Annotated in this window: 17 protein-coding genes and 1 tRNA gene; 4 read left to right on the top strand and 14 right to left on the bottom strand. The window is 55.0% G+C overall.

What is annotated here, in order from left to right; all coding sequences use genetic code 11:
* Nucleotides 1-7 precede the first annotated feature (7 nt).
* A complete protein-coding gene (locus HV041_RS23565) occupies nucleotides 8-1819 on the top strand; it encodes a diol dehydratase reactivase subunit alpha (protein ID WP_121585075.1) in 1812 nt (603 codons plus the stop codon).
* Nucleotides 1820-1932: 113 nt separating this feature from the next.
* Entirely contained in the window at nucleotides 1933-2256 is a 324-nt protein-coding gene (locus HV041_RS23560; protein WP_001573898.1) for a DUF1889 family protein, read from the top strand.
* Nucleotides 2257-2484: 228 nt separating this feature from the next.
* On the opposite strand, the gene HV041_RS23555 is transcribed toward HV041_RS23560, so the two are convergent.
* Nucleotides 2485-2560, bottom strand: a tRNA-Ile gene (locus HV041_RS23555).
* Between the two features lie 124 nt (nucleotides 2561-2684).
* Between HV041_RS23555 and mug the strand changes: the two genes are divergently transcribed.
* Nucleotides 2685-3191 carry a G/U mismatch-specific DNA glycosylase gene (mug, locus tag HV041_RS23550; RefSeq protein ID WP_048213266.1) on the top strand — a complete coding sequence of 169 codons (507 nt, stop codon included), beginning with the start codon at nucleotides 2685-2687 and terminating at the stop codon, nucleotides 3189-3191.
* Between the two features lie 45 nt (nucleotides 3192-3236).
* Here the strand turns inward: mug and rpoD are convergent, their stop codons facing one another.
* The 3 genes from rpoD to rpsU form a co-directional block, all read right to left on the bottom strand.
* Nucleotides 3237-5084, bottom strand: a complete 1848-nt coding sequence (rpoD, locus tag HV041_RS23545; RefSeq protein ID WP_003024699.1) for an RNA polymerase sigma factor RpoD — start codon at nucleotides 5082-5084, stop codon at nucleotides 3237-3239.
* A 284-nt stretch (nucleotides 5085-5368) separates the two neighbouring features.
* Nucleotides 5369-7114 carry a DNA primase gene (gene dnaG, locus HV041_RS23540; protein WP_048213264.1) on the bottom strand — a complete coding sequence of 582 codons (1746 nt, stop codon included), beginning with the start codon at nucleotides 7112-7114 and terminating at the stop codon, nucleotides 5369-5371.
* A gap of 234 nt (nucleotides 7115-7348) precedes the next feature.
* Entirely contained in the window at nucleotides 7349-7564 is a 216-nt protein-coding gene (rpsU, locus tag HV041_RS23535) for a 30S ribosomal protein S21 (protein ID WP_001144069.1), read from the bottom strand.
* Nucleotides 7565-7800: 236 nt separating this feature from the next.
* Between rpsU and tsaD the strand changes: the two genes are divergently transcribed.
* Nucleotides 7801-8814, top strand: a complete 1014-nt coding sequence (gene tsaD / locus HV041_RS23530) for a tRNA (adenosine(37)-N6)-threonylcarbamoyltransferase complex transferase subunit TsaD (protein ID WP_003024694.1) — start codon at nucleotides 7801-7803, stop codon at nucleotides 8812-8814.
* A gap of 36 nt (nucleotides 8815-8850) precedes the next feature.
* On the opposite strand, the gene ureG is transcribed toward tsaD, so the two are convergent.
* From ureG to ttdA, 10 genes are all read right to left on the bottom strand, one after another.
* On the bottom strand, nucleotides 8851-9468 hold the full coding sequence (gene ureG / locus HV041_RS23525; RefSeq protein WP_115601438.1) for an urease accessory protein UreG: 618 nt from the start codon (nucleotides 9466-9468) through the stop codon (nucleotides 8851-8853).
* Between the two features lie 9 nt (nucleotides 9469-9477).
* Complete coding sequence (locus tag HV041_RS23520; RefSeq protein WP_121585069.1) at nucleotides 9478-10149, bottom strand: urease accessory protein UreF; 672 nt, start codon at nucleotides 10147-10149, stop codon at nucleotides 9478-9480.
* The gene (gene ureE / locus HV041_RS23515) at nucleotides 10149-10607 is read right to left on the bottom strand and encodes an urease accessory protein UreE (protein WP_121585068.1); all 459 of its coding nucleotides are present in this window, start codon (nucleotides 10605-10607) and stop codon (nucleotides 10149-10151) included. The genes HV041_RS23520 and ureE overlap by 1 nt, the downstream gene beginning before the upstream one ends.
* Before the next feature lie 9 nt (nucleotides 10608-10616).
* On the bottom strand, nucleotides 10617-12320 hold the full coding sequence (ureC, locus tag HV041_RS23510) for an urease subunit alpha (protein ID WP_165712693.1): 1704 nt from the start codon (nucleotides 12318-12320) through the stop codon (nucleotides 10617-10619).
* Nucleotides 12313-12633, bottom strand: a complete 321-nt coding sequence (locus HV041_RS23505; protein ID WP_101742458.1) for an urease subunit beta — start codon at nucleotides 12631-12633, stop codon at nucleotides 12313-12315. Before HV041_RS23505 ends, ureC begins: the two co-directional genes overlap by 8 nt.
* 9 nt (nucleotides 12634-12642) lie before the next feature.
* Nucleotides 12643-12945 carry an urease subunit gamma gene (locus HV041_RS23500; protein ID WP_003024678.1) on the bottom strand — a complete coding sequence of 101 codons (303 nt, stop codon included), beginning with the start codon at nucleotides 12943-12945 and terminating at the stop codon, nucleotides 12643-12645.
* A gap of 10 nt (nucleotides 12946-12955) precedes the next feature.
* A complete protein-coding gene (locus HV041_RS23495; protein WP_202617567.1) occupies nucleotides 12956-13780 on the bottom strand; it encodes an urease accessory protein UreD in 825 nt (274 codons plus the stop codon).
* A 122-nt stretch (nucleotides 13781-13902) separates the two neighbouring features.
* Nucleotides 13903-15366, bottom strand: a complete 1464-nt coding sequence (locus HV041_RS23490) for an anion permease (protein WP_121585065.1) — start codon at nucleotides 15364-15366, stop codon at nucleotides 13903-13905.
* A 48-nt stretch (nucleotides 15367-15414) separates the two neighbouring features.
* A complete protein-coding gene (gene ttdB, locus HV041_RS23485; RefSeq protein WP_003828447.1) occupies nucleotides 15415-16020 on the bottom strand; it encodes a L(+)-tartrate dehydratase subunit beta in 606 nt (201 codons plus the stop codon).
* Nucleotides 16017-16925 (bottom strand): L(+)-tartrate dehydratase subunit alpha, encoded by a 909-nt coding sequence (gene ttdA / locus HV041_RS23480; RefSeq protein ID WP_121585064.1) that lies wholly within the window; start codon nucleotides 16923-16925, stop codon nucleotides 16017-16019. Before ttdA ends, ttdB begins: the two co-directional genes overlap by 4 nt.
* Nucleotides 16926-17039 lie beyond the last annotated feature (114 nt).

Here is a 17039-nt window from a genome sequence, read left to right as displayed (position 1 = left end):
AGGGAATATGCCGTTAATCGCAGGGATTGATATCGGCAACGCCACCACGGAAGTGGCGTTGGCGCAGCATGACCGGTTTATCGCCAGCGGGATTGTCGCGACCACGGGCATGAAAGGAACGCGGGACAATATTGCCGGGGTGGTCGCTTCCCTGCAGCAGGCGCTGGAAAAAACGCCATGGTCGCTTAAAGATGTGGCGAAAATCTGTATCAATGAAGCCGCACCGGTGATTGGCGATGTGGCGATGGAAACCATCACGGAAACCATCATTACCGAATCAACGATGATAGGGCATAACCCACAAACGCCCGGCGGCGTTGGCGTGGGAATGGGAACCACCATTGCTGTGGAGAAGCTGGCGGCATTGAGTGAGGATCGATTTGCTCAGGGCTGGATCCCATTGGTGGGTGAGGCAATGGATTTTCTCGAGGCAGTTTGGCTCATTAATGAGGCACTGGATCGCGGAATCAACGTGGTGGCGGCCATCCTGAAAAAAGATGATGGCGTGTTGGTGAATAATCGCCTGCGTCGGCCAATGCCGGTGGTTGATGAAGTCACCCTGCTGGAGAAGGTGCCGGAAGGTGTGCTGGCGGCGGTGGAAGTGGCGGCCCCGGGACAGGTGGTGCGGGTGCTGTCGAATCCTTACGGTATCGCTACCTTCTTTGCCCTGACGCCGGAGGAAACACAAACCATCGTCCCTATTGCCAGAGCGCTGATTGGTAACCGCTCCGCCGTGGTGCTAAAAACCCCGCAGGGCGATGTGCAATCAAGAGTGATCCCGGCGGGTAAGATCTTTATCCGTGGTGAAAAGCGCGGCGGTGAAGCCGACGTAGCGCAAGGTGCGCAGGCCATTATGCAGGCGATGAACGCCTGCGCGCCCGTGCGCGATATTGGTGGGGAAGCTGGTACGCACGCAGGCGGCATGCTAGAGCGAGTGCGAAAGGTGATGGCCTCGCTGACTGGGCATGATATGAACGCGGTGCATATTCAGGATCTGTTGGCGGTTGATACGTTTATTCCGCGCAAGGTGCAGGGCGGCATCGCCGGGGAGTGTTCGATGGAAAATGCTGTCGGCATTGCGGCGATGGTGAAATCCGATCGTTTACAAATGCAGGCTATTGCCAGCGAGTTGAGCGCGCGATTAAACACCTCCGTTGAAGTAGGAGGGGTAGAGGCCAATATGGCCGTGACAGGTGCGTTAACGACGCCTGGATGTGCTGCACCGCTGGCGATCCTCGATTTAGGCGCAGGTTCCACTGATGCAGCCATCATCAATAGAGAAGGGACAGTAAAGGCGGTACATCTGGCCGGTGCGGGTAATATGGTCAGCCTGTTGATTCAGACGGAGCTGGGTCTGAGTGATCCGTTTCTGGCCGAGGAAATAAAAAAATACCCGTTGGCGAAAGTAGAGAGCCTGTTCAGTATTCGTCATGAGAACGGTGCGGTGGAGTTTTTCCGCGAACCGCTCAGCCCATCAGTATTCGCCAAAGTGGTGTATCTGAAAGATGGCGAGTTGATCCCGGTAGATAACCAGACTTCGCTGGAAAAAATTCGTCTGGTGCGACGTCAGGCCAAAGAGAAGGTTTTTGTGACCAACTGCCTGCGTGCATTGCGCCAGGTGTCCCCCGGCGGATCCATTCGCGATATCTCTTTCGTGGTGCTGGTGGGCGGTTCCTCGTTGGATTTCGAAATCCCACAGATGATTACCGACGCGCTGGCACATTACGGGGTTGTCGCCGGACAGGGCAACATTCGTGGTACCGAAGGGCCGCGTAATGCGGTGGCGACCGGGCTGGTTTTGGCCGGAATGGCGAATTAATCGTGCAGAAAACAGCCGCCGCAAGCGTTTAGCTGCGGGGTAAATCAAATAAAGGCAACGTTCTCTTTGATATCCCGGCGGAGTTGGGTACATAGTATAAATGTGTCTCTCACGTGGTTAATTTTAAGGATAAGAGCATGCCAACAGCAATTGAGAAAGCATTGGATTTTATTGGTGGTATGAACACTTCGGCGTCAGTACCCCATTCAATGGATGAAAGTACCGCTAAGGGAATCCTAAAGTATTTGCATGACTTAGGTGTGCCAGCGAGTCCGGAAGTTGTAATGGCACGGGGTGAGCAGGAGGGATGGAATCCTGAGTTCACGAAAAAAGTAGCCGGATGGGCAGAAAAAGTCGCCTCCGGTAACCGTATCCTTATCAAGAATCCAGAGTATTTTTCGACCTATATGCAGGAGCAGCTCAAAGAACTCGTGTGAGCTGACTATCGAATAACACGCTAACGGACGTTTCCATCTCTGATGGTAGCGTCCTAATGGCATGCCAGCGATATGGGCTGGCGTATCGCATGATATACCTTATTCCCCGCGTGGCGTGTTCCCAGAGACCATTACACATCCCGAACTACTCAATTATTGGTTTGCCAACAATTGAATATATTTCCCATAACAAAAAGGACCTGCGATTTCTCGCAAGTCCTTGAAATTTGGTGGCCCCTGCTGGACTTGAACCAGCGACCAAGCGATTATGAGTCGCCTGCTCTAACCACTGAGCTAAGGGGCCGTGGCGGTGGATTATAAAGTAACTCCGCGTTGCAATCCAGACATAAGCGTACGGATGCTGTTTTTATAAACAATGTATTTTCAGTCCGTTATACTTGTCCCTTGATGTATTGTTCGGAGTAATTATGGTTAAGGACATACTGGCACCGGGGCTGCGGGTAGTATTTTGCGGCATCAATCCGGGGCTCTCTTCTGCGGGTACAGGATTTCCCTTTGCGCATCCCGCGAATCGCTTCTGGAAGGTTATCCATCAGGCGGGGTTCACCGATCGCCAGCTTAAACCTGAAGAGGCACAGCATCTGCTGGATTTCCGCTGCGGCGTGACTAAGTTTGTCGACAGACCAACGGTACAAGCCAATGAAGTGAAGCTACAAGAGATGCGTAGCGGCGGTCGTCTGCTCATTGAGAAAATAGAAGAGTATCAGCCCGCCGCGCTCGCAATCCTCGGTAAGCAGGCCTTTGAGCAGGGCCTTAGCCAGCGTGGGGCGCAGTGGGGGAAGCAGACGTTGACCATTGGCGCGACGCAATTATGGGTATTGCCGAATCCCAGCGGGTTAAGCCGGATCACGCTGGATAAACTGGTGGAAGCGTATCGGGAAGTGAACGACGCCCTGCTCAGGCGGGGACTATAAAGAAAAACGCCACCTTGCGGTGGCGTTTATGCTTATGTGGCGAGATTAATCGTCGAGGAAGCTACGCAGTACTTCAGAGCGGCTCGGGTGACGCAGTTTACGCAGCGCCTTCGCTTCGATCTGACGGATACGTTCACGGGTAACATCGAACTGTTTACCGACTTCTTCCAGCGTGTGGTCGGTGTTCATGTCGATACCGAAACGCATACGCAGAACTTTCGCTTCACGGGCGGTCAGGCCAGCCAGAACGTCGTGCGTTGCGGCACGCAGGCTCTCGGTGGTCGCAGAGTCCAGTGGCAGCTCGAGGGTGGTATCCTCGATGAAATCACCCAGATGCGAATCTTCATCGTCGCCGATCGGCGTTTCCATGGAGATAGGCTCTTTAGCGATCTTCAGCACTTTACGGATCTTGTCTTCTGGCATCAGCATGCGTTCAGCCAGCTCTTCCGGCGTCGGCTCGCGGCCCATCTCTTGCAGCATCTGACGGGAGATACGGTTGAGCTTGTTAATGGTCTCAATCATATGCACCGGGATACGAATGGTACGCGCCTGATCTGCGATCGAACGGGTGATCGCCTGACGGATCCACCAGGTTGCATAGGTGGAGAACTTGTAACCACGACGGTATTCAAACTTATCCACCGCTTTCATCAGACCGATGTTACCTTCCTGAATCAGATCCAGGAACTGCAGGCCACGGTTGGTGTATTTTTTAGCGATAGAGATAACCAGACGTAAGTTCGCTTCAACCATCTCTTTTTTCGCACGGCGGGCTTTCGCTTCACCGATGGACATGCGACGGTTGATATCTTTAACCTGCTCGATGGTCAGGCCGGTTTCTTCTTCAATCTGCTGCAGTTTCTGCAGGCCGCGGTGAACGTCATCTGCCACATCGTGCAGTTTTTCAGACCACGGCTTGTTCATCGCGATTGCCGCGTTGAACCAGGTTTCGCTGGTTTCGTTGCCAGTAAACAGGGTGATGAAGTTTTTCTTCGGCATTTTGCACTGCTCAACGCAGAGCTTCATGATCAGACGTTCCTGAGTACGCACGCGGTCCATCATGACGCGCATGCTGTTTACCAGGTAGTCGAACTGCTTCGGTACCAGGCGGAACTGTTTGAACACTTCAGACAGCTTCTGAATTTCTTCCTGCGCGGCTGCATGGCTGCGGCCTTTCGCTTTGATAGTGTCGCGGGTGATTTCGTACTGAGTACGCAATTCACCGAATTTTTCACGCGCTAACTCAGGGTCGATGCTGTTGTCGTCATCGCTGCTGTCGTCGTCGCCATCTTCTTCATCTTCGTCTTCATCGTCATCCATCTCTTCCTGAGAGAGTTCAGAACCGACGTGGGTCGCCGTTGGCGCCATGTCTTCTTCCGCGTTTGGATCGACAAAGCCAGTGATCAGATCGGAAAGACGTGCTTCTTCAGCTTCAACGCGATCGTACTGCTCAAGCAGGTAGGTGATAGCTTCCGGGTATTCGGCAACGGAGCATTGAACCTGGTTAATCCCGTCTTCGATGCGTTTAGCGATGTCGATTTCGCCTTCGCGGGTTAACAGTTCAACGGTACCCATTTCACGCATGTACATGCGGACCGGGTCAGTTGTACGACCGATTTCGGACTCAACGCTGGACAGAACCTGGGCAGCCGCTTCTTCCGCGTCTTCATCGGTGCTGTTGGAGGTTTCAGCAAGCAGCAGATCATCGGCATCAGGTGCTTCTTCCATCACCTGAATACCCATGTCATTGATCATTTGGATGATGTCTTCGATTTGATCTGAATCGACGATATCTTCCGGCAGATGGTCATTGACCTCGGCATAGGTCAGATAGCCTTGCTCCTTACCACGTTGGACAAGAAGCTTCAGCTGTGACTGCGGGTTTTGCTCCATAAGACGGTATCCACACTTAATTCGTTTGATTGGTGTTGGGCGGTAAAACCGCCAACGGCAAAACGAGGGCATACTTATATTTTGCCGCTGCCTCTCCGTGCGGCTGTCGGGGGCTTCCCGATCGATATTCGGCAGTTAAGCCGTTAAATACTTCATCCTTCACGTTGTCTCTGCGTTAGCTGCGTTCTCTTTTCCTGGTCATGTACTTATGTACACTCCCAGGCGTTCGTTCACTTGCTGCCTTGATACAACGCGAATGATTTTGTCTTTGTTTTGTCTTTCTCTTATTTCCTGGCCAGTTCCTGGTTCAGTGTCCAGAGTTCCCTGCGTTCTTCGCTGCTTAAACCGTGTGTGCGCTCACGAGCTATCAACTCTTCCTGGCGCAGTTCAAGCATCGAATCAAACATATGGTTGAGTGAGTCGGTGAAGGTTTTTTCCGCGATATCTTTATCTGCTATATCGTCCCACATCGACAGTTTTTCAAGGGTCGCAGCATCATTTGTGCCACGGTAGTGTTCTAAAAGTTGCCCGGTGGTCAGACCTGGCTGAGCCAGACAAGTGTTGACCAGTTCTCTGAATAAGCCAAGTCCAGGCAGCTTATTGCTATCGAGTGCGCCTAACGGTGGAACCAGCGGGGCGAGCTCCGGGTTCTGCACCAGCAACCCTATAAGTATACGCATGGTCGTACGTTTTAGCTGTGGAACAGGGCGGGAAGCCCCATTTTCTGCCAGTTTTGGCATTAAACGTTCAAGCTGGCTGTCATCCAGAATGCCGAGCTTGTTTCCCAACTCCTGTCGCAGGTAAATGCGCAACGTTTCGCCTGGTACCTGAGTAATCAGCGGTAATGCCAGCGTGCTGAGCTGTGCGCGTCCGTCCGGGGTACTCAAATCCACCTGCGGCAACAGGCTGTTAAATAAAAACGCGGAGAGCGGCAGCGCCTGCTCCATCCGGGCTTCAAAGGCCTCTTTCCCTTCTTTACGCACCAGCGTATCGGGGTCTTCGCCGTCAGGTAAAAACATAAAGCGTAGCTGGCGTCCGTCTGTCATATAGGGCAGTGCGGTTTCCAGCGCGCGCCATGCTGCGTCGCGTCCGGCACGGTCGCCGTCGTAACAGCAAATTACGTTGTTCGTCGCGCGGAACAACAGTTGGATGTGATCGGCGGTGGTTGACGTCCCAAGGGATGCCACGGCGTAGTTAATGCCGTATTGCGCCAGCGCCACCACATCCATATAGCCTTCTACCACTAACAGGCGCTGTGGATCGGCGTTATCTTGCTGGGCTTCATAAAGACCATACAGCTGGCGACCTTTATGGAAAATATCGGTTTCCGGGGAGTTCAGATACTTCGGCAGGGCATCGCCCAGCACGCGTCCACCAAAACCAATGACCCGACCACGTTTGTCGCGGATGGGGAACATCACCCGTTCGCGGAAGCGATCGTAACTGCGTCCCTGATCGTTGGTGACCAACATCCCCGCATCGACCAGCGATTTGCGATTTTCAGCATTACCGCCAAACCGTTTCAGGACGTTGTCCCAGCCGGGGGGCGCAAAACCAATAGCAAAACGGGTGATAACGTCGCTACTTAATCCTCGCTTTTCCAGGTACTGGCGCGCAGGGGTAGCGGCGGGTTGCATCAAAGACTGTTGATAAAAAGTGTTCAGGCCGTCCATCAATTGATAAAGGCTTTGCCGTTGATGGCGCTCTATCTGACTGGGGCCACTGCCTGCTTCATAGGGCACTTCAAGGTTGTGCATTGCGGCCAGTTCTTCGACGGTTTCCACAAACTCGAGCTTGTCGTAGTTCATGAGAAAGTCGACGGCGTTGCCATGCGCGCCACACCCAAAGCAGTGATAAAACTGTTTTTCACCGTTTACGGTGAAAGAGGGGGTTTTTTCGTTATGGAACGGACAGCACGCGTGATAATTTTTGCCCTGCTTTTTCAGCTTTACCCGCGCGTCGATGAGATCGACGATGTCGGTTCTTGCCAGCAGGTCATTGATAAATACGCGTGGAATTCGTCCAGCCATATGCCCCTTTTATACACTTCATCCTTCAGCCTGCCTCTGTGTTGGCTGCGCTCGCTCACCCCTGTCACTTACTTATGTAAGCTCCGGGGCTTCACTCACTTGCCGCCTTGATGCATACTGAATGATTTTGTGTATATGCCAATGCATAAACGAAAATAAGCCGCGCATTCCTTCCGGAAGCACGGCCTTACAACTACAACTCAGTCTGAATTGAGAGCTTTGGCTCTCAATAGATTAGTACAGACGAGTGCGGCGTGCGTTTTCGCGAGCCAGTTTCTTCGCGTGACGTTTCACAGCAGAAGCTTTAGCGCGCTTACGTTCGGTAGTCGGTTTTTCATAGAACTCACGACGACGAACTTCCGCCAGAACACCTGCTTTTTCGCATGAACGCTTGAAGCGACGCAGTGCTACGTCGAACGGCTCGTTTTCACGTACTTTAATTACCGGCATGTAACTCTCACCTTTAATAAATTCGGTTTGCCGCTGGCATCAACGCCAGCTTATTTCAAAATGGTGCGGAATTTTACTGCAATTGCTGCTGCTTTGTAAAGCACCGACGCGATTTTGAAAGGGACTTTTATAAGGACAAGGAGTATACACGAGCGGAACTCCTGGGGCGAACAAAGTTTTACATCAACCCGCATTGGTCCTACACTGCGCGGTAATAGAGCGAGGTAAAACAAGTCATGCGTGTACTGGGTATTGAAACATCCTGCGATGAAACCGGCATCGCCATTTACGACGATGAAAAAGGTCTTTTAGCCAACCAATTGTATAGTCAGGTGAAATTACACGCTGACTACGGCGGCGTAGTGCCAGAACTGGCCTCGCGCGATCACGTACGTAAAACCGTACCGCTGATCCAGGCCGCGCTGAAAGAGGCGGGACTGACGGCAAAAGAGATTGATGCGGTAGCGTATACCGCAGGTCCTGGTTTGGTTGGTGCGCTGCTGGTTGGCGCAACCGTAGGACGTTCACTGGCGTTCGCCTGGGGCGTACCAGCAATTCCTGTGCACCATATGGAAGGGCATCTGCTGGCGCCGATGCTGGAAGATAATCCGCCTGCTTTTCCGTTCGTCGCGCTGCTGGTTTCTGGCGGTCACACGCAGCTTATCAGCGTCACCGGTATCGGTCAGTATGAATTACTCGGCGAATCGATTGATGATGCTGCTGGCGAAGCGTTCGACAAAACCGCCAAGCTGCTGGGACTGGATTATCCTGGCGGTCCAATGCTGTCAAAGCTGGCCTCGCAAGGCGTTGAAAAACGTTTTGTCTTCCCGCGCCCGATGACCGATCGTCCGGGGCTGGATTTCAGCTTCTCCGGGCTGAAAACCTTTGCCGCGAATACCATTCGTAATAACGAAAATGACGATCAGACGCGCGCAGATATCGCCCGAGCCTTTGAAGATGCGGTAGTTGATACGCTGATGATCAAGTGTAAACGCGCGCTGGATCAAACCGGTTTTAAACGTCTGGTGATGGCGGGGGGCGTGAGCGCTAACCGTACACTACGCGCAAAACTGGCTGAGATGATGCAAAAACGTCGTGGCGAAGTATTTTACGCGCGTCCGGAATTTTGTACCGACAACGGGGCGATGATCGCCTACGCGGGCATGGTGCGTTTTAAAGCAGGCGCAACGGCGGATCTTGGCGTGACCGTGCGTCCACGCTGGCCACTGGCGGAATTACCGGCGGCGTGATTTTTGCCCGGTGGCGCAATGTTACCGGGCAAGACGCTACATCCGCAGCATTCCTTTCTCTTCCAGAAACGCGATAATTTTTTCCAGACCCTCTCCGGATTTTAAATTACTGAACGTCCACGGACGCTCGCCGCGCATACGCAGGGTATCGCGTTCCATCACCTCCAGCGAGGCGCCGACGTAAGGGGCCAGATCGGTTTTATTGATAACCAGAAAATCGGATTTAGTGATCCCCGGGCCTCCCTTACGCGGGATCTTCTCGCCTTCGGCAACGTCGATCACATAGATTGTCAGATCCGCGAGTTCCGGACTAAAGGTGGCGCTCAGGTTATCGCCGCCGCTTTCCACAAAAATCAGATCCAGATTGCCGAATTTCTCGCTTAACGCCTCTACGGCAGCCAGATTCATCGATGCATCTTCGCGGATGGCGGTATGCGGGCAACCGCCGGTTTCCACACCGACGATCCTGTCTGGCTCCAGGGCGCCCGCCTCGGTGAGAATGCGCTGATCTTCTTTGGTGTAGATATCGTTGGTGACTACCGCCAGTTGATAGCTGCTGCGCATGGCTTTGCATAACGCTTCCAGCAGCGCCGTTTTGCCGGAACCGACCGGGCCGCCAACGCCTACGCGCAGGGGATGCTTGCTGTTACTCATTTTTTCTCCTCAGGAGCGGAATAATCGGGAATATTGCGTTTCATGCCGGGCAGAGGCGATGGCGGCCAACGGCGTTGCGGAGCCGAGACTGGCGTCAGGACACGCCAGCGCCTGTGCCAGACCCTGCGCATAGCGATCGCAGAGCGCAATAATCAAACGCTGGGCCGCCTGTTGTCCAAAAGGAACCAGCTTGACGCCAGCCATCACTGCGCTCTCAATCCAGCTGTAGCCGAGGCTTAACGCCAGCTCGGTCAGGGGGATTTTCCAGCGCACGCCCAGCCAGGCCATGCCGCAAAGCTGGCTGTCGGCGAAGAGAGTGCGCCACTCTCGCGAGCAATCCGCCTCCCAGTCGGTGACCAGCCGCGTAAACGCCGCGCCCCGGCTGCGTTCTTCATCCCGCAGTTCGCGGGTTTCGCGACAGGCCAACAGGTAAGTGGTCCAGCGGCGCGCGGAAGCGAGATCGTCCTGCTCGCAGGCGTGATACAGCCTCGCCAGCAGCGGTAGGTCGACGGTAAAAAAGTTCTGCTCCATCTGTTGAATTTGCCAGGCAGAGAAGTCATCGACGCTTTTCACCCAGCCGATTTCCACCGCCCACTCCAGACCCTGGGACCAGGTAAACGACCCCACCGGGAGAGCGCTGCTGGCGAGCTGCATCAGACGCAGCTGTTGGGTGTTATGCATCAGTGCGCATGGCCGTGATGATGCCCGTGTGATTCACTGGCATAAGCGCCTGCTTCCGGTTCAAACGGTAGTTGAGCGAACGTCACCTCGAGGTTGAACTGGCGCAGCATGGCGTCCAGCACGTGATCGTGGTGGTAGCGCAGCTCATCGGGCAGGATTTGCAGCGGAACGTGGCGATTGCCGAGGTGATAACAGGCTTTGGCGAGCAGGAAAGGATCGGCGCAGCGCACCACGGAAACCGACTCCGGCGCGGCGATCACTTCGATCACCTCGCTGCCATCGTCGGTGGTCAGCAGGTCGCCACCGCGTAACAGCAAACCGCGCGGTAGTATTAGCCCGGCTTCGCGACCGTCGTTCAGCGCCACTCTGGCACGACTTTTTACCCGCATATCAATGGGTAGCGTGACGCTTGCGGTGGCGCGGTGAGCGTGGTCAAGGCGTTGGGTCAGGTAGATCATCGTCACTCCTCAAAACAGAAAATAGCGTTGTGCCATCGGCAAAACGTTTGCCGGTTCGCTGGTAATCAGTTCGCCATCAATACGCACCTCGTAGGTCTGAGCATCGACGGTGATATTGGGTTGCAGGTCGTTGTGGATCATGTCGGCCTTTTTCACCGTTCTGCAGCCTTTGACGACGGCGATGGCGCTTTGCAGGTTGAGCTGCTGCGCGATGTTTTGCGCGTCAGCGGCTTGCGAAATAAAGGTCAGCCGGGTGTGATGCCGCGCTGCGCCAAGTGCGCCGAACATCATGCGGTAATGCACCGGCTGCGGGGTGGGGATCGAGGCATTGATGTCGCCCATCGGCGCACAGACGATCATCCCGCCTTTAACGATCGTCGCCGGTTTTACGCCAAAGAATGCCGGTGACCACAGCACCAGATCGGCCAGTTTGCCAGGCTCAACGGAGCCGACTTCATGGGCGATACCGTGGGTTAGCGCCGGATTAATGGTGTATTTGGCGACGTAGCGTTTAACGCGCAGGTTGTCGTTGTCGCCGGTTTCTTCTGCCAAAGCTCCACGCTGCACCTTCATACGGTGTGCCACCTGCCAGGTGCGCAGGATCACTTCGCCCACGCGCCCCATTGCCTGCGAATCGGACGAGGTCAGGGAAAAGGCGCCAATGTCATGCAGCACATCTTCGGCAGCGATCGTTTCCCGGCGAATGCGTGATTCGGCAAAGGCCACGTCTTCGGCGATATCCGGATCGAGATGGTGGCAAACCATCAGCATGTCGAGATGCTCGTCGATGGTGTTGATGGTATAGGGCAGCGTCGGGTTCGTAGAGGAGGGCAGGATATTCGGATGCGCGCAGGCGGTGATGATATCCGGTGCATGACCGCCGCCCGCGCCTTCGGTGTGAAAAGTATGAATGGTGCGATCGCCAATCGCCGCCAGCGTATCTTCCACGAAACCGGACTCATTGAGCGTGTCGCTGTGCAACGCGACCTGGATGTCCATCTCGTCGGCCACGGTCAGTGCGCAGTCGATGGCGGCAGGCATGGCACCCCAGTCTTCATGGATTTTCAGGCCAATTGCGCCCGCGGTGATTTGCTCGCGCAGGGCGTCAGGATTTGAGCCGTTACCTTTGCCCAGTAAACCGATGTTAACCGGCAACGCGTCCGCCGCCTGCAGCATGCGTGCGATGTACCACGGACCCGGCGTACAGGTGGTGGCGTGCGTTCCCGCGGCCGGACCGGTGCCGCCGCCGATCATCGTCGTCACGCCGGAAACCAGCGCCTCTTGCGCCTGCTGTGGGCAGATCCAGTGAATATGCGTATCCACGCCGCCCGCGGTGACGATCTTGCCTTCCCCGGCGATGACTTCAGTTCCCACGCCTATCGGGATCGTAACGTTGGGCTGAATATCGGGATTACCTGCCTTGCCGATGGCGAAGATCCTGCCGGCTTTGATACCGATATCCGCTTTCACGATCCCCCAGTGATCGACGATCAGCGCGTTGGTTATTACCAGATCCACACATGCATCGGCGCGCATTTGCCCCTGGCCCATGCCGTCGCGGATCACTTTTCCGCCGCCGAATTTGACCTCTTCGCCGTAGGTGGTGAAGTCTTTTTCTACCTCGATCCACAGGTCGGTATCCGCCAGACGCACTTTATCGCCGGTGGTTGGGCCAAACATGTCGGCGTACGCCTGCCGGGAAATTTCACTCATTATCTGCCTCCAGCGCGCCCATTACTTCGCTGCGAAAACCCACGATCCTTTGTGCGCCAGCAACGCGCACCAGTTCGACTTCGCGTTTTTGTCCTGGCTCAAAACGCACCGCTGTGCCCGCAGCAATGTTCAGACGAAAGCCGCGTGCGGCCAGCCTGTCAAAGCGCAGCGCCGGGTTCACTTCGTAAAAGTGATAGTGCGATCCCACCTGGATGGGCCTGTCGCCATGATTTTCCACCACGATCGTGCAGATCTCCCGCCCTGGATTGAGTGCGATATTGCCTTTTGCGATCTGATATTCACCTGGGATCATTGCCGCTCCTTAGACGATCGGGTTGTGGACGGTGACCAGCTTCGATCCGTCCGGAAATGTGGCTTCAACCTGAATATCCGGGATCATTTCAGGTACGCCTTCCATCACCTGATCGCGGCGCAGGACGTGACGCCCGTCCTCCATCAGCGCGGCCACGGTTTGCCCGTCGCGCGCCCCTTCCATGATGAAAGCGCTAATCAGCGCCACCGATTCCGGGTAGTTCAGCTTCAGCCCGCGGGCCAGGCGACGTTCCGCCACCAGCGCGGCGGTAAACAGCAACAACTTGTCTTTTTCTCTGGGAGTCAGTTCCATAAGGGTTCTCTTAGGTTTGCCAGATTCGCGGTAGCACAGGCGCTTTGTGTGTCAGCAACGGGCGTAGGAATTGCCAGATGTCACGCATAACGCGCTGTACAATCAGGTTGTCGTCGGCAAGAAAGCGGATTGTTAGCAGCGAGTCATTAAGCGTTGCCCCGGCGTAATCGCCAAGCGGTGTAAGCCGCTCGCGCGTGCCCTCCAGCATGTGTTCGCTGGCCGGATAACACAGCAACGTGCCGACCCAGGGATGATGCGCAATGCCACTCAGATTCCCCTCCTGCAATATCAAGCGTTCTATCAACAGCGGCTGGTCATCTCGCCACACTTCCAGACGGTTTTGCAGCACGCCGTGGCTGAAGGTCTCTTGCATAACCGGTCGCCCAAGACACAACAGATCCCAGGCCAGCAGGCGGCTTGCGGATGTCAGATGAAAGACGGTCTGAATAGCGGCGTTGGCGCCGGGAAAGAGGATCGTATCCTGCGGCAACCACTCCAGCGTGGCATGCGAGGCGAGGGTAAAGTGCTGGCGCAGCAACGCTTGTGGCCCTCGGCTGCGATAAAACTTGCCCGCGCCGGGCTGGGTGATTAACGCATGGCTGTTTTCGTCGAGCGTGACGGCAATATGAAGCTCATCTCCGCCAACGATCCCCGCAGGTGGATGCAGCAAATAGAGGTGACAGACCTCCTCTTCCGGGTAAAACGGACGCTGAACCGTCAATGGACCATGATGACGCGCCGAGGCGAGCACCGTTTTGTGCCCGGTGCGGGTAAAATGCAGATCCAGTTCGGCCTGCCAGCCCCGTGTGAGTGTCTCGTGCGCAACCGTGTCCAGAGCGTTTCCCCTATCAGCATGAGGGTGTTTGCATACAAAAAAGTATGCCTCAGCGCATCGGGAAAAGGGTCATATGAGAAGCTTATGGAAAAAGGGGCGACAATACGCCGCCCCAATGGGGTTTACAGTAAAACGAGGGGCATCCAGACCAGACCGGTGATCACCAGTAGCACGAGGAAAATCAGGCCAAAAATAGCACCGAGCCGCCAGTAATCCACCGTCGGCAAATAACCGCTGCCGTAGTAGATAGGGCTAGGACCGGTGGCGTACGGGGTCAGAATACTGCCCAGGCCAATGGCGGCGCCGACCATCAGGCAGAAGACCGGTAGCGGGATTTCCGGCATTGCCAGCGCGGCGGCAATCATCATCGGCGCGAGGGCAGAGGTATACGCCGTGGCGCTGGCAAAGAAGTATCGCAGCAGGTAGAACACCACGATCAGCGCTACCATCACCATCATCGGCGAATAGCCGCTCAGTCCTCCCGCCAGCAGCTTGCCGAACCAGGTGATAAAACCGGTGTTATTGAGCCCGGTGGCGAGCGTTATCAGCGAGGCCAGCCAGAAAAAGACGTTCCACGCGGCTTTATTACTGACGATGTCATCCCAGTTGATGATGCGCAAAACCAGCATCAACGCCACTACGCTGTATCCGACCATCGCCGCGTCAATAAAATCGCCGCCGAAAATCCACAACACCAGTGCGCCGACCATCAGCACCAGCATCTTTTTCTCGCGGGCGCAGAGTGGTCCCATCGCTTTTAGCTCTGTATCCGCCCAGCGTGGAACCTGATCGCCGGATTTCAGTACCGGTGGATACAACACATATGCCAGCCACGGCACGATCAGCACCAGCAAAATGCTCAGTGGCAGCATGCCTAAGAACCAGTCGCCCCAGCTCAGCGCCGTGTGGGACGCGCCTTTCATCAGGCCGATCAACAGCAGGTTCGGTGCCATCGCCGTTAAGAAAATAGCGCTGGTAACGCAGTCAGCGACAATGCCCATCCACATGATGTACGAGCCAATGGAGCGTGAACTGGCGCTATTGGGTTGTGAATTATACAGCGGCGGCAGGTTGCGGATAATCGGGTAGATTATTCCGGCTCCGCGCGCGGAGTTGGAAGGCGTGACGGGAGCGAGGATCAGCTCTGAGAACATCACCGCATAGCCGAGAAAAAGCGTCCGGTGTCCCATCTTTTTCACCAGCATCAGCGCGATACGCCGACCGAGCCCGGTTTTTTCATAGCCGGTACCAAACATAAAGGCCGCGAAGATCAGCCAGATAACCGAGTTTGAGAATCCAGATACCGCCCACGACAGCGATTTGGCGGTAAATTTAAAACCGTCCTGCGCGAGTTGCTCCGGGCTGAACAGCAGCCACGGTGAAAGGACGGCGATGATCGAAATTCCAATCATCGCCACCACTGCGCCCGGTACAGGTTCCAGAATAAGCCCGACAATCACACCGGTAAAGACGGCAAAATAGAGCCAGGTATGACTCTCAAGACCGGTGGGGACGGGCAGAACAGCAATAATGGCGATGACCACCAGCGGAGCCAGGTATCGCCACCAACCAGCTAAAGGTGCCATTGTTGTATCCCTGCGAAGAGGGAGAGGCGTTACGCCCCTCCGGGAGGGTTATTTGATGTAGTGCACGTGCTCGCAGATTTCATCGACGATAGGATCGCGACGTTCAGCGAACAGCTTTTTGTTTTCGGCAATCAGGTTATTGCCGTGGGTATCGATGGAAACGATCAGCGGGCCGAACTCTTTTACCCGGCATACCCACAGAGATTCCGGCATGCCGAGTTCAGTCCAGTGTACCTCTTCAATTTCTTCAACCTGAGTTGCCGCCACGACCGCACAGCCAGCCGGGAAGATGACGTGCAGCGCTTTGAACTGTTTGCAGCCTTCTTCCGTCAGCGGTCCCATGCCGCCCTTGCCGACCACCAGCTTGACGCCCGTCTGCTCGATAAAGTCTTTCTCAAACGCTTCCATACGCATGCTGGTAGTTGGGCCGACGGAGACCATCTCCCATTTTTCACCGTTCTTACGGACGATCGGGCCCGCATGGAAAATGGCTTTGCCGTTCAGGTCATAAGGAATCGGGCGCTTCAGTTCGATCAGGCGGCGGTGGCAAACGTCACGGCAGGTCACCAGCGTACCGGTCAGGTAAATGACATCGCCAACGCGAATGTCTGCCAGATCTTCGGCTTTGATCGGGGTTGTGAGGATCTTTTTCATAACGCGCTCCGGGTGTGAGACAGGTTTTCGAAGGAGAGGTCGGCATGAACCAACAGCGTGCCGCGACGATGCGCCCAGCAGCCGGTAGAGACGGCAACGCCGATAGTCGACGGGTGGCGCGCGGCGGATTCGATATGCACACCCATCACTGAGCTATTCCCGGTCAACCCTTGCGGCCCAATGCCCAGACGGTTAAGTCCTTCTTCCAGGCGCAGTTCCAGTTCTGCCGCTTTTGGGTTTGGATGGCGTGAACCGATTGGGCGCAGCACCGCTTTACGAGAAAGCACGGCAGCGGTTTCTACGGAGGTGGCAATACCTACGCCCACCAGCACCGGCGGACAGGCGTTGACTGCCAGCGTGGAGATATTTTCGAAGACAAATTTCACCACGCCTTCGTAGCCTTCAGAAGGCATTAACACTTTCGAGCGCCCCGGCAGCGTACAGCCGCCGCCTGCCATGTAGACTTCGATTTCCGCGTCATCATTATCAGGGATGATGTCCCAGGTGACCCACGGCACACCGGTACCGGTATTTTTTCCGGTATTCACTTCGTCAAAAATCTCAACCGCGTTATGGCGCAGCGGCGCTTTTACCGTGGCGTCTTCAACGGCCTGTTTCAGAATGCTTTGTAGTTCGCCAAGTAGCGGAAAACGGGAACCGACCTTCACGAAGAACATAATCTCCCCGGTGTCCTGACAGGCAGGACGGTTCAGGTCGATAGCTTTCTGCATGTTGTCAAACATGGTGTGGTAGATGATTTTACCCATCTTTGATGTTTCGCCTTCACGCAGCTGTTTTAATTTATCCACAACATCGTCAGGCATGCGGGTAGAAATCATGGCGGTAAAGTCGGCGACAATGTTCGTCAGCGTAGTTATCGCTTGTTGGTTATTTTGATTGCTCATCTTATTAACTCCAGTTCTTTTATTTGTCTGGAAATAAATTCTCCGCCACAAACTACCACTAAAAATGTGGTTTTATATTATTTGGCACTGTGAATATCTAATTAACAGTTCGTG

This window comes from Citrobacter sp. RHBSTW-00029 (assembly GCF_014104295.1).
Classification (GTDB): Bacteria; Pseudomonadota; Gammaproteobacteria; order Enterobacterales; family Enterobacteriaceae; genus Citrobacter; species Citrobacter youngae.
This window is presented reverse-complemented; position numbering and strand designations above follow the sequence as displayed.

Coding starts and splice junctions, on each gene's coding strand:
- HV041_RS23565 (WP_121585075.1), top strand. CDS start 8: ATGCCGTTAATCGCAGGGATTGATATCGGCAACGCCACCACGGAAGTG.
- mug (WP_048213266.1), top strand. CDS start 2,685: ATGGTTAAGGACATACTGGCACCGGGGCTGCGGGTAGTATTTTGCGGC.
- rpoD (WP_003024699.1), bottom strand. CDS start 5,084: ATGGAGCAAAACCCGCAGTCACAGCTGAAGCTTCTTGTCCAACGTGGT.
- dnaG (WP_048213264.1), bottom strand. CDS start 7,114: ATGGCTGGACGAATTCCACGCGTATTTATCAATGACCTGCTGGCAAGA.
- rpsU (WP_001144069.1), bottom strand. CDS start 7,564: ATGCCGGTAATTAAAGTACGTGAAAACGAGCCGTTCGACGTAGCACTG.
- tsaD (WP_003024694.1), top strand. CDS start 7,801: ATGCGTGTACTGGGTATTGAAACATCCTGCGATGAAACCGGCATCGCC.
- ureG (WP_115601438.1), bottom strand. CDS start 9,468: ATGAGTAACAGCAAGCATCCCCTGCGCGTAGGCGTTGGCGGCCCGGTC.
- HV041_RS23520 (WP_121585069.1), bottom strand. CDS start 10,149: ATGCATAACACCCAACAGCTGCGTCTGATGCAGCTCGCCAGCAGCGCT.
- ureE (WP_121585068.1), bottom strand. CDS start 10,607: ATGATCTACCTGACCCAACGCCTTGACCACGCTCACCGCGCCACCGCA.
- ureC (WP_165712693.1), bottom strand. CDS start 12,320: ATGAGTGAAATTTCCCGGCAGGCGTACGCCGACATGTTTGGCCCAACC.
- HV041_RS23505 (WP_101742458.1), bottom strand. CDS start 12,633: ATGATCCCAGGTGAATATCAGATCGCAAAAGGCAATATCGCACTCAAT.
- HV041_RS23500 (WP_003024678.1), bottom strand. CDS start 12,945: ATGGAACTGACTCCCAGAGAAAAAGACAAGTTGTTGCTGTTTACCGCC.
- HV041_RS23490 (WP_121585065.1), bottom strand. CDS start 15,366: ATGGCACCTTTAGCTGGTTGGTGGCGATACCTGGCTCCGCTGGTGGTC.
- ttdB (WP_003828447.1), bottom strand. CDS start 16,020: ATGAAAAAGATCCTCACAACCCCGATCAAAGCCGAAGATCTGGCAGAC.
- ttdA (WP_121585064.1), bottom strand. CDS start 16,925: ATGAGCAATCAAAATAACCAACAAGCGATAACTACGCTGACGAACATT.